Annotated in this window: 8 protein-coding genes and 4 pseudogenes; 10 read left to right on the top strand and 2 right to left on the bottom strand. The window is 43.0% G+C overall.

The genetic code is table 11. The features are described 5' to 3' along the window. Window positions 1-214 precede the first annotated feature (214 nt). Window positions 215-465 (bottom strand): annotated as a pseudogene (locus ACTVIM_RS16930) (hypothetical protein); the annotation flags it as partial. 91 nt (window positions 466-556) lie between these two features. Here ACTVIM_RS16930 and ACTVIM_RS16925 point away from each other — a divergent pair. The 9 genes and pseudogenes from ACTVIM_RS16925 to ACTVIM_RS16885 form a co-directional block, all read left to right on the top strand. Next, window positions 557-1051 (top strand): PTS sugar transporter subunit IIA, encoded by a 495-nt coding sequence (locus ACTVIM_RS16925; protein ID WP_445613279.1) that lies wholly within the window; start codon window positions 557-559, stop codon window positions 1049-1051. 18 nt (window positions 1052-1069) lie between these two features. After that, the gene (locus ACTVIM_RS16920) at window positions 1070-3010 is read left to right on the top strand and encodes a BglG family transcription antiterminator (RefSeq protein WP_445613278.1); all 1941 of its coding nucleotides are present in this window, start codon (window positions 1070-1072) and stop codon (window positions 3008-3010) included. A 280-nt stretch (window positions 3011-3290) separates the two neighbouring features. Next, window positions 3291-3608 (top strand): PTS lactose/cellobiose transporter subunit IIA, encoded by a 318-nt coding sequence (locus ACTVIM_RS16915; RefSeq protein ID WP_445614381.1) that lies wholly within the window; start codon window positions 3291-3293, stop codon window positions 3606-3608. Between the two features lie 233 nt (window positions 3609-3841). Next, window positions 3842-4168 carry a PTS cellobiose transporter subunit IIB gene (locus ACTVIM_RS16910; RefSeq protein ID WP_445613277.1) on the top strand — a complete coding sequence of 109 codons (327 nt, stop codon included), beginning with the start codon at window positions 3842-3844 and terminating at the stop codon, window positions 4166-4168. Between the two features lie 597 nt (window positions 4169-4765). Next, entirely contained in the window at window positions 4766-5953 is a 1188-nt protein-coding gene (locus tag ACTVIM_RS16905; protein WP_445612376.1) for an IS701 family transposase, read from the top strand. 134 nt (window positions 5954-6087) lie between these two features. Continuing rightward, window positions 6088-7443, top strand: a complete 1356-nt coding sequence (celB, locus tag ACTVIM_RS16900; protein ID WP_445613276.1) for a PTS cellobiose transporter subunit IIC — start codon at window positions 6088-6090, stop codon at window positions 7441-7443. A 276-nt stretch (window positions 7444-7719) separates the two neighbouring features. Beyond that, window positions 7720-8802, top strand: a pseudogene (locus ACTVIM_RS16895) (6-phospho-beta-glucosidase); the annotation flags it as partial. Window positions 8803-8922: 120 nt separating this feature from the next. Continuing rightward, window positions 8923-10110: an IS701 family transposase gene (locus ACTVIM_RS16890; RefSeq protein ID WP_445612345.1), complete on the top strand. Its 1188-nt coding sequence runs from the start codon at window positions 8923-8925 to the stop codon at window positions 10108-10110. A 62-nt stretch (window positions 10111-10172) separates the two neighbouring features. Beyond that, window positions 10173-10436 (top strand): annotated as a pseudogene (locus ACTVIM_RS16885) (family 1 glycosylhydrolase); the annotation flags it as partial. Here ACTVIM_RS16885 and ACTVIM_RS16880 read toward each other — a convergent pair. Beyond that, on the bottom strand, window positions 10436-11569 hold the full coding sequence (locus tag ACTVIM_RS16880; RefSeq protein ID WP_015375695.1) for an IS4-like element IS5377 family transposase: 1134 nt from the start codon (window positions 11567-11569) through the stop codon (window positions 10436-10438). The pseudogene ACTVIM_RS16885 and the gene ACTVIM_RS16880 sit on opposite strands and share 1 nt — an antisense overlap. A 101-nt stretch (window positions 11570-11670) precedes the next feature. Between ACTVIM_RS16880 and ACTVIM_RS16875 the strand changes: the two are divergent. Then, a pseudogene (locus tag ACTVIM_RS16875) lies at window positions 11671-11790 on the top strand (family 1 glycosylhydrolase); the annotation flags it as partial. Between the last annotated feature and the right edge of the window lie 268 nt (window positions 11791-12058).

Raw genomic sequence — 12058 nt, 5'->3', positions numbered from 1 at the left:
ATATTCCCTGATAGTATCTGCTATCTTTTTACTGCCGTAGTCCTCAACAAAGTCGAGCAATTTTTTAATGGCTTGCGATTACTTGAGCAAAGAAAATGAACGACTCAGAGGTCGCACTCAAGAGCTGGAAGCACGCACGAAAAACACAGCAACAGAAATGCCCTATTTGTGCTGGGTTTCTTTACATACTACTGTCGGGGTGAATAGTTACCATGAAAAAGTGGCTGGGCGTGGTTCGATGATTCAGGTGAAAACTCCAGTACCGGACATCTGTCAATGTCCCTGAAAATCCCTTGGTAGTCAAGGCATCGACAAGATGAACCAGATGCTTGATGCCCGACTTCGAGAAATAAAGCGTCACCTCCAACGTCATGAAAACCTTGTGGATTCCTTGACGATGTGCTAATCTATTCCTGAGACATGAACCTCCTTGTGGGTAGTTGGTGACACATCTATTCTAATCAAGGAATCGGGTTCATGTCTCCTTTTTGTTTAGTTGTAAATTTTTGTTAGTAGGTTTGCTCATCTACAGTAGGGAAAGAAAGGATGACAAACCTTGTTCAAAAAATGGTTTGGCAAACAACCACCGAAGGAAGAAACGATCGTTGCGCCGCTGAGTGGAACAATCGTGCCGCTTGAGGACGTGCCTGATCCGGTGTTTGCACAAAAAATGATGGGCGACGGCATCGCCATTGACCCAACGGACGGGGACGTCGTCGCTCTGGTGGACGGCGAAATCATTCAGCTCTTTCCGACGAAACACGCCGTCGGCTTGCGCTCGGAAGTGGGGGTTGAACTGCTTATCCATGTCGGCATTGACACCGTTTCGATGAACGGGGAAGGGTTTACCGCCTATGTGAAGACTGGCGATCGGGTGCAGCGGGGCGAGCGGCTTCTTTCCGTTGACGTTTCGCTCGTTCGCCAGAAAGCGAAAAGTGCGGTCACGCCGATCATTATCACGAACGGCGATGCGCTTGAAAGTTTGGAGAAAAAAGCTGAGACATCGGTGACAAAAGGCGAGATGGTCTTATTTCAGGTGAAAACGAAATAAGGGCGGTGAGGAGGAGGTATGTTTACTAAACGTCAAAAAGAGATCTTATCATTTTTAGTTCACAGCAAGGACCCCATTCCTGCCGAGTGGATGGCGAAGCAATTGGGAGTAAGCGATCGCACAGTTCGAGACGAATTAAAAGAACTTCGATTGCAAAGTCATGTGCTCGGTATCACAATTGAATCCGCTAGAGGAAAAGGGTACAAACTGGTGATTCAAGATGTTGAACGATTTCAGAAAACGGGCTGTCTTGTGATAAAAAACGATCATGCTGAAAATCAGACTTATCTTTTAGAGCAAAATGATCGTGTTATCTATATATTAAAAAAATTTCTGTTAGAAAAAAAGCCCATCAAGATAGAAAGCTTAGAAGAAGAGCTATTTGTATCAAAGCCCACCATCCAAAACGATCTAAAAATAGTACGTGAAATTTTACAAAAGTATAAACTGAAATTAAAAGTTCGTCCTCATCATGGCATGGTTGTCGAAGGAGAAGAATATATGAAGAGGCTTTGCCTCTCTAATTATATTCTGCATCGTAATTATAATCGCGACGAAAAAATTTCTTTTTTAGGGAACGAGAATGTTTTTGATCAGAACATATTCACTGGCATTAAGGAGATCATTATCAAAAAAGTAAATGAGTATAACATTGAGATATCGGATATTGCTCTTGAAAACTTAACCATTCACATTGCTATTGCCTGCAAACGAATCCAAGAGGGATTTATCATTGGAGATATCCAACATAGTATGAATCGAAAGTATCCGCTGGAACATCTTGTTGCGAATGAAATCATAAAAGAAGTAGAACACCTAACGGGCTTAACTTTTCCACAGTCTGAAATCAACTACGTCATCGTGCATTTACTGGGAACCAAGCTCATACAACAAGAGACACTGGAAGAGTTTAGTGAATATGATGAGGTAAAATCGATTGTTCAATGTATGTTGGAGCAATTAAAAGATAAACTAGGTTGGGATTTTTCAGATGATACAGAATTGATCCAAGGCTTAACGCTGCATATTCGTCCGGCGATGAATAGATTGCGGTACAAGATGAATATAAGGAATCCGCTTCTAGATGAAGTGAAGACAAAGTATACGAGTGCATTTGAAGGAGCCGTTATCGCTAGCAAATGCATTTCCGATTATCTAGGTATGGAAGTTGGGGAACATGAAATAGCCTATATTGCGTTGCATATAGGAGTTGCTTTGGAAAAACGAAAAAACAATGAAAAGAAAAAGTTAAAAGTCATGATTGTATGCGCTTCGGGCGTTGGCAGTGCCAAGTTGCTTTTTTATCGTTTGCAAAGAATATTCAACGATGAAATAGAAATCGTCGCTTCTGCTAATTACTACCAATTGAAGGACTGGGATCTGTCTCCCATTGATCTTATTGTCAGCACAATTCCTATTCAAGAAAGTATAGGGATTCCCGTTCAGGTGGTGAGTCCACTTTTAAATGAGCAAGACGTTGAAGAGATTCGCCAAAGATTGTTGTCTATTAAAGTAAGTGACAGGGAAAATTATTTAGATGAATCTAGGGTGTTTATTCACAAAGATTTTGAAGATAAGGAGAGCGTCATACGCTTTATATGCCAGGAGTTATATAAACAAGGTCTTGTTTCCAAACATTATGTGAATTCTGTACTTGAAAGAGAATCGTTAGCTCCAACCAACTTTGGGAATCTTGTAGCGATTCCACATCCTTTAATCCCTGAAACCGAGGAAACGTTTTGGGCGATGTGCACTCTAAAGCGACCTATTGAATGGCATGGAGAGCAAAAGGTTCAAGTTGTTTGCCTGCTCAATATTAAAAAAGGCCCTACGGGTAATTTAGAAAAAATGTATCAAAAGCTACTGGATATATTAGAGGATAAGACCATTGTGCGAAAAATAATTAAAAGTCAATCCCCTAAAGAAATAATTGAAATTATTAACTCGATGAAGGGATAGATAAATCAATTTGGATTTATTTTAGAAAGGCGCTTCAAGATTCTTCGTGAAGTGCTTTTTTGTTTTTGAAAAATGAATTAGGTATAGAACATTTCCGTTGAGCAACGGAAAAACTTATTCTTAAATTTGAAGCGCTTTCAAATTAGTATAAAGACAGAAAGGAAATTGCATAATGAAGAGAATGAGAAATGATGGGGGGTATGGAGGAGGATCGCAATGTTCTGTTTCCATTAGTTAGAATTCTAATTGGGGAAAAATAAACATAAGGAGGATTAAGGTGATTCAAGTGAATTTAGAGGAAATCAGTTTTCAAATTATTTTGCATGGTGGAAATGCAAGGAATTTAGCCATGGAAGCTATTCAACACGCAAAGAATGGTGAATTCATCCTAGCTGAACAGAAAATTGAGGAAGCCCATGAGGAAATGAGGGCAGCTCATCGCTTTCAAACGGAGATCATTCAGGGAGAAGCACGCGGAGAAAAAATAGAAATTCGCATTTTGTTAGTTCATGCACAAGATCATTTGATGAATGCCATGACTGTGATTGACTTAGCGCAAGAAATGATTGATGTTTACAAAAAGTTCCTTAAAGAATGAAAATTAGGGTCCTCACTAAAAGTTGTACTTGGCTTTTCTTTCTAAAATCAGTAAATGAACGGTTTTCATACAGAAGGACATGAGAAAAAAATCTTTATTTGTCAAGTACATGTTGTGATGGTAAACGGAAAATTACCGGAAAAACAATCGTTTCCAAATTATGCGTGATTAGAGACACCTAAGGTGGTTTCTGTTTTGGATTTTCTAAAATATTTTTAGATGGAGGATAGATCATGAAAAAAGTATTGATTATTTGCGCAGCGGGAATGTCATCCTCTTTAATGGCTAAAAAAACAACGGAATTTTTTAAATCGAAAGGTTACGATATTACAGTTGACGCTGTTTCCGCTAATGAAGGCAACAAAATGATTGAAAAAGGTGATTTCGACTTGTTTTTAGTTAGTCCACAAACGAAAATGTATTATCAAAAACTGAAAGAAACGGGAGACCGTGTAGGGAAACCAGTCGTGAATATTCCTCCTCAAGCGTATATTCCTGTTCCAATGGGAATTGAAAAACTGGGAAACCTAATATTAAATGAATTTTCCAATCAATTATAATGATGGGAAGAAAGAGGAATTGGTATGAATGAAAGTGCAAGAGCCTTATTAGAGAGAAGGCGACAAGAACAAAGTGTGAAATCAATGTATTATAACCGTTATCTCCTGATTCGGTACGTTATGGCAGTAATATTTTTTGCTAACTTATACTGGTTCATCTGCATGATCATGGCCCATTCCTCTTTGTATGTTATTCCTTTGTTATTGATAATGATTCTAGCGATAAGCATAGCAGAGCAGGTTAAAATCTATAGTGCTCCTACTAATGGTGCGATATATACAAAATACGTCTTTCTTGTTTTGCTTTGGACAAATGTTCTTCTGGCAGTGATGGCTTGCTTCACTGCCCCGTTTGGCCAATTGTATCCGTTTTTGCTAAATGAGAACAAATCAAGGGGATTGGTTCTAGCAATCTTGTTCCTTCAAATATGTCTAATACTTGTATCTCTCAATCGTTTGCGACAAATTAAAAACAATGAACTGTAGATGAGCAAATTTGCTAACATAAATTGACAGCTAAACAAAAAAGGAGACATGAACCCAGCTCCTTGAGTAAAATAGATGTGCTCAAACTACCCACAAGGAGGTTCATGTCTCATGAATAGATTAGCACATCATCAAGGAATCCACAAGTTTTTCATGACGCTGGGATTGGCGCTTTATTTCTCGAAACCGGTCATCAAGCATCTCGTTCATATTGTGGATGCCTTGACTACCAAGGGATTTTCGGGAACATTGACCGATGTCCATCACTGGAGTTTTCATCCCAATCATCGAACCACGCTCAGCCATTTTTTCACGAAAAGCCCTTGGGATGAAGAGACGTTGCTTCGCAAACTCCAGCAATGGATCCTTCATCGCATCCAGCGAATCGCCAAACAGGAGAATCAACCCCTTTTTGTTTCGATTGATGATACGATTTGCCAAAAAACGAAGCCTTCGTCACGGGCTGCCCGCGCCATTCAAGGGTGTGATTGGCACTACTCGCACAAAGATCATCAATCCGTTTGGGGGCATTCGCTCGTTTGGCTGATGGTGCATACTTTCTCGCAAGCGTTCCCGTTCGCCTTTCGTCTGTATGACAAGACGGCGGGAAGAAGCAAGATCGACCTAGCGATCGAGATGCTTTCCTCGCTCAAGGGGAAACGGGCTCAGCCGGTGTATGTGCTCATGGATTCGTGGTATCCGTCCCAAGCGCTCATCGAAGCCTGCCTGAAACAAGGATTCCATGTCATCGCCATGCTCAAGACGAACCGGATTCTCTATCCGAAAGGTATCGCCATCCAAGCGAAGAAGTTCGCCCGCTATATCGAGCCCAACGACACCCACCTCGTCACGGTGGGGAAGGAGCGTTACCGCGTGTATCGCTACGAGGGAGCGATCCATGGCCTCGATGACGCGGTGGTGCTGCTGGCTTGGAAGGCGGATGAACCGATGACGCCAGATCATCTCCATGTCGTCTTGAGCACCGACCGGGAGCTAGGCGATGAAGAGATCTTGCGTTATTATGCCCAGCGCTGGACGATCGAATGCTTTTTCCGGCAGGCCAAAGACCAGCTGAAGCTCGATGGGTACCGTGTTCGTCACATTCGGGCGGTGAAACGGTATTGGGCCGTGGTGCTGTTCGCCTGCGTATACAGCATCGCCGAATCTCAGCAAGACCTCTCTTCCGGCCTGGAGCTTCTTCGGTCTCGGAAAGGGCACAGCGTCGTCGAGTTCATCTACGATGCCGCGAAGCAAGATATTCCCATTGATGTGATCAAAAAACAGCTCCATGTCGCCTAAGGGGTCCCCTGTTTGTCTCTTAGGGCATGGAAATTATTGTAATGAAAAATGCTCATCTACAGCAATGAAGATAAACATTATTATCGTATTCAGCAATATGAGAAAACGCTCCAACGGAAAAGGGGGAGTTTCTAATGTCGTCAGAAAATAGGCTGTTTGCTTTGCTTGAAAAATACCTAATGGGCCCTATGGGAAAAGTGGCATCGTTTCGATTTGTAAGGGCTGTCATGGCGGCGGGAATGGCATCCATTCCGTTCACCATTGTAGGATCTATGTTCCTTGTTCTTAATGTTTTGCCGCAAACCATGACATTTTTAGAGGGGTTTTTTAACAGTACTTTCTTCCGAATTAGTGATTTGTATATGTTGGCCTTTAAAGCAACAATGGGCATCTTGGCGTTGTATTTTAACCTTGTCATTGGATATGAGTATACGAAACTATTTGCTGAGGAAGAAGGATTGAATGTAAACCCGTTAAATGGCGCTTTATTGTCGATGTTTGCTTTTTTCATGACAATTCCACAATTGATGTTAAAAGACGGGAAAATTTCGTTGGTGCAACAGATTGATGATCATACAAAAATTATTAGCGGCTGGGAAATGGTTGATAATGGGGTAAGCCGTTTAGGTACAACAGGGATTTTTGCCGCTATTATTATGGCTGTCGTAGCTGTGCAACTATACCGATTGTGTGTGAAACGAAACTGGGTTATTAAGATGCCGGAAGCGGTGCCTGAAGGAGTATCAAGATCGTTCACAGCGTTAATTCCTGCCTTTTTCGTGGCTTTTGTTGTATTGATTATTAATGGGATTTTAGTGGCTTTAGGTACTGATATATTCAAGGTTGTGGCTGTTCCATTCAGCTTCGTTGTCAATATAGCAAATAGTTGGCTAGGACTGATAATCATTTACTTCTTAATCCATGCACTTTGGATCGTGGGCATTCACGGAGCGAATATTATCTCTGCTTTTACCACGCCGATTGTTTTAGCCAATATGGAGGCCAATATGCATGGAGCGAATATTCCGTTTGCCGGTGAGTTTCAAAATTCATTTGTTATTATGGGCGGTTCGGGTTCAACGTTAGGATTGACACTTTTTATCGCTTTCTTAGCGAAATCGCAGCAATTGAGAATTTTAGGAAGAGCCTCCATTGCGCCGGGAATTTTTAATATTAATGAACCAATCTTATTTGGTTTGCCGATCGTGTATAACCCATACTTGGCTATCCCATTCTTTTTGGCCCCTATGGCCACCGCAACAATTGGTTATTGGGCCATTAAGCTCCATTTTGTTAATCCGATTATTGCACAAGTGCCGTGGCCATCTCCGATTGGTATAGGCGCCTTCATTGGTACGGGTGGAGATTTGATGGCGGTTGTTGTCGCATTAATTTGCGGAATTGTAGCCTTTCTTATCTATTTACCATTTATTAAATTATACGACAACAAATTGTTTAAGCAAGAAAAAGGTGAAGAGCCTGTTTTGTGATTTGTCCTCAAAGTCGGACAAGAATGAGGTTTCATGATGGGGAGAAGACGGATGTCTTAGCCGTCTTCTCCATGTTTAAATTGCAAGAAGAGGTCTAGGAGGCCGGTGAAAAACCGCCGATTTCCTTCAACAATGGGGGAACGCGTGCAAATCGGGACCGATGCAACAAGGTTTTTCTCGTTGAGAAGTGACATTGCAAAGCCGTATCTAAGATTAAATCACCAGCCTCCTAGGAGTATTCAATTCCATATATATTGAGTGGGGAGCTGATTCATGATGTCAACACATGCTTTTCCGGAAAACTTTCTTTGGGGAGGGGCAGTATCTGCACACCAGTTTGAAGGTGGATGGAATCAAGGAGGAAAAGGTCTGAGTATTGCTGATGTTATGACAGCCGGGAGACATGGCATACCTCGTCAAATTACAGATGGGGTATTAGAGGGGCATTATTATCCGAACCATGAAGCCATTGATTTTTATTCTCGTTATAAAGAAGACATTAAATTGTTTGCTGAAATGGGGTTTAAATGTTTTCGGACTTCGATCGCTTGGACAAGAATCTTTCCTAATGGAGATGACCCAACGCCAAATGAAGAAGGCTTAAATTTTTATGATGCTGTGTTTGATGAACTGCTCAAGTATGGCATTCAACCCGTTATTACATTGTCTCATTTTGAAATGCCTTATCACCTTGTTAAAAAATATGGAGGCTTTAGAAATAGAAAGTGTATTGACTTCTTTGTACGATTTGCTGAGACAGTGATGAAACGCTATAAAGATAAAGTGAAATATTGGATGACCTTTAATGAAATCAACAATCAGGCTGATACAAGCATCGACTTCTTTTCTTTCACGAATTCAGGGATTATATATGAGGATGGAGAAAACAGGGAAGAAACGATGTATCAAGCAGCCCTTCATGAATTGATTGCAAGCGCAAAAGTCGTGAAATTGGGGCATGCCATCAATCCTGATTTTCGCATAGGTTGTATGTTAGCTTTTGTACCTGTATACCCATATTCTTGCCATCCAGATGATGTCATGCTTGCTACCGAGGCTATGCGTAATCGTTGGTTTTTTGGAGATGTGCATGTTCGAGGGGAAATCCCTAGTTATATAAAGAAATATTGGGATCGCAAGGGATTCAATATTGAATATACAGAAGAAGATGTGCAAGTTTTAAAGGAAGGTACAGTCGATTATATCGGGTTTAGTTATTACATGTCAAAAGTCGTGAGTGCCCGTGAAGTAGAGGGAAGTGAATTTGATGGGGAATTTGGGCGCATTGTCCGAAATCCGTATGTGAAAACAAGTGATTGGGGATGGCAAATTGACCCTGTAGGGCTGAGGTATTCATTACTGTAGATGAGCAAATTTGCTAACATAAATTGACAACTAAACAAAAAAGGAGACATGAACCCAACTCCTTGAGTAAAATAGATGTGCTCAAACCCATTCACACAAGGAGGTTCATGTCTCATGAATAGATTAGCACATCATCAAGGAATCCACAAGTTTTTCATGACGTTGGGATTGGCGCTTTATTTCTCGAAGCCGGTCATCAAGCATCTCGTTTACCTTGTCGACGCCTTGACTACCAAGGGATTTTCGGGGACATTGACGGATGTCCGGTACTGGAGTTTTCATCCCAACCATCGAACCACGCTCAGCCATTTTTTCACGAAAAGCCCTTGGAACGAGGAAAAACTGCTTGAGAAGCTTCAAGAATGGATTCTTCGCCAGATCGAACGCCTAGCCAAACGGGAGAATCAACCCCTTTTTGTTTCGATTGATGATACGATTTGCCAAAAAACGAAGCCTTCGTCACGGGCTGCCCGCGCCATTCAAGGGTGTGATTGGCACTACTCGCACAAAGATCATCAATCCGTTTGGGGGCATTCGCTTGTTTGGCTGATGGTGCATACTTTCTCGCAAGCGTTTCCGTTCGCCTTTCGTCTGTATGACAAGACGGCGGGAAGAAGCAAAATCGACCTGGCGATCGAGATGCTTTCCTCGCTCAAGGGGAAGCGGGCTCAGCCGGTGTATGTGCTCATGGATTCCTGGTATCCGTCCCAAGCGCTCATCGAAGCCTGCCTGAAACAAGGATTCCATGTCATCGCCATGCTCAAGACGAACCGGATTCTCTATCCGAAAGGTATCGCCATCCAAGCGAAGAAGTTCGCCCGCTATATCGAGCCCAACGACACCCACCTCGTCACGGTGGGGAAGGAGCGTTACCGCGTGTATCGCTACGAGGGAGCGATCCATGGCCTCGATGACGCGGTGGTGCTGCTGGCTTGGAAGGCGGATGAACCGATGACGCCAGATCATCTCCATGTCGTCTTGAGCACCGACCGGGAGCTAGGCGATGAAGAGATCTTGCGTTATTATGCCCAGCGCTGGACGATCGAATGCTTTTTCCGGCAGGCCAAAGACCAGCTGAAGCTCGATGGGTACCGTGTTCGTCACATTCGGGCGGTGAAACGGTATTGGGCCGTGGTGCTGTTCGCCTGCGTATACAGCATCGCCGAATCTCAGCAAGACCTCTCTTCCGGCCTGGAGCTTCTTCGGTCTCGGAAAGGGCACAGCGTCGTCGAGTTCATCTACGATGCCGCGAAGCAAAATATTCCCATTGATGTGATCAAAAAACAGCTCCATGTCGCCTAAGGGGTCCCCTGTTTGTCTCTTAGGGCATGGAAATTATTGTAATGAAAAATGCTCATCTACAGTCATTAAATGTTTTGTATGAACGATATCAACTTCCGTTATTTATTGTGGAAAACGGTTTAGGAGCTAAGGATGTCGTTGAAGAGGATGGAACGATTAACGATGACTACCGTATTCAGTACCTTCGTGATCATATTCAGGAAATGAAAAAAGCAATCCAATTAGATGGAGTTAATGTCATAGGGTATACTCCATGGGGATGTATTGACTTAGTAAGTGCTGGAACAGGGGAAATGGAAAAACGTTATGGATTCACGAGTGTTGATTATCCAAAATTATACATACGCCTTCCATAAATTTGGGCATACTCAAACAAAGCAGCGGCCATCCCGGATTTCCAATCGAGAGGAAGCTGCCCAGAGAAAAAACGGCGAACGAACGAAATGAAGGAAAGAGAGACGTTCGTCTGTTTTTTGGTTTGATCATACAGCCATCGCAGCAACACATACGCGATGAACGCCGCAAACAGTTGGTTGTATACCGCATTTTCCGTCGTGCCAAACAAGGTCGGGACATTCAGATATTGCTTCACCCAACGGAAAAAGACCTCAACAGTCCAACGTTGTTGGTACATGTCGGCAATGGTTTCCGCAGACGCATGGAAGAGGTTCGTCACGACCCGAATGTCGCGGCCATTCGCATCTCGAAAGATCACCACCCGGTGACGCTTGGTGGAGCGGCATTGTTTCGTCCCCAACTGGCACGTGAAGTCGGCTTGAACCGATGAGGATGTGCTGGAAAGGCGTTTCAAGCTTTTTTTCTGATGGAGTTCGATGTTGTCCTTCATCCGAATGACAAAGAGCTGATGTTGCTCCACAAATCGATCGAGGCGTTCGATTTTGAAATACGCCCGGTCTTCCACCAGCACTTGTTGAGCGTTCGTCAACTGTTCTCCCACCGGGCCATCATGACGCAGTCCGATGGTTTCCACCACGTCTGCCGGCAACGAGGATTCCGGCGAATACGCGACGTGCAGCTTCACCCCGGCGCGTTCGCCGTGATACGGCGCCCATGGCAGGCGGTTTTTCCCGACCGTGACGGTCGTCGAATCCACCACCCGAAGCGGTTTGGGAAACCGAAGCGAACGGCGGGTTTGGCGGTTGCACTTGGAAATGATCAACGCCAACAAGCGTTTCATGATGTCATAGGGAACTTCTTTCGCTTTCTTGGATACAGTTGAATAATGGAATCGCGGCAATCCATACAGAGGCCCCACATCGGCTCCGTGGCGAAAGCTTTTCCATTGATGCATGGCGGCCAGCAGGAAGAAGTGAATCAACTCGCGCAACGTAAAGGTTCGAGACGAATCACGATACCCAACCGCTTCGGCAATCAGTTGAATCTCTTCATCCGAAACAAGTTTTTGCATCAAATTCGGGAGTGTGGTATGCTTGTTCATAGAGAGCACCTCCTGGGTTTGTTTGTGTCGCTACTCACATTCTACAGGAAAGGTGCTCTTTTTTCTATACCCTTTGGATTTTATTGGATAATCAACACGCCTGTTATGGATTTATCTATGTAGATAAAGATAATGAAGGAAAGGGAACATTAGAGAGACGAAGAAAGAAATCGTTTTATTGGTATAAAAGAGTAATTGAAACAAATGGAGAAGAGCTATAATTTGATTAAAGTGGAAGGTTTTATATTTTATGAATTCGCTAGGCATTTTCTTGGCTGTCGGGAGTAAGAATAACGCCCCTTCCAATCTAAATATAGATCTATTGGGGCGGTGTTCAGTCTTCGAATGGGTGACAACATCTCCTATCGGAAGATGTTGGTCGGTTACTTATAAGGCTAGTGATTTAATGAGAAAAGTGGTTTAAGACCGATGATTACTAGAATATAGTATTTTTGTGAAATAAGCACTTCTCTTTCAGCTGAAAGCGAC

It is taken from the genome of Geobacillus sp. YF-1, assembly GCF_052692335.1.
This window is presented reverse-complemented; position numbering and strand designations above follow the sequence as displayed.

Bases quoted from the DNA above. Each gene is read 5' to 3' on its own strand.
- celB (WP_445613276.1), top strand. From the start codon at position 6,088: ATGTCGTCAGAAAATAGGCTGTTTGCTTTGCTTGAAAAATACCTAATG.
- ACTVIM_RS16880 (WP_015375695.1), bottom strand. From the start codon at position 11,569: ATGAACAAGCATACCACACTCCCGAATTTGATGCAAAAACTTGTTTCG.
- ACTVIM_RS16910 (WP_445613277.1), top strand. From the start codon at position 3,842: ATGAAAAAAGTATTGATTATTTGCGCAGCGGGAATGTCATCCTCTTTA.
- ACTVIM_RS16890 (WP_445612345.1), top strand. From the start codon at position 8,923: ATGAATAGATTAGCACATCATCAAGGAATCCACAAGTTTTTCATGACG.
- ACTVIM_RS16920 (WP_445613278.1), top strand. From the start codon at position 1,070: ATGTTTACTAAACGTCAAAAAGAGATCTTATCATTTTTAGTTCACAGC.
- ACTVIM_RS16905 (WP_445612376.1), top strand. From the start codon at position 4,766: ATGAATAGATTAGCACATCATCAAGGAATCCACAAGTTTTTCATGACG.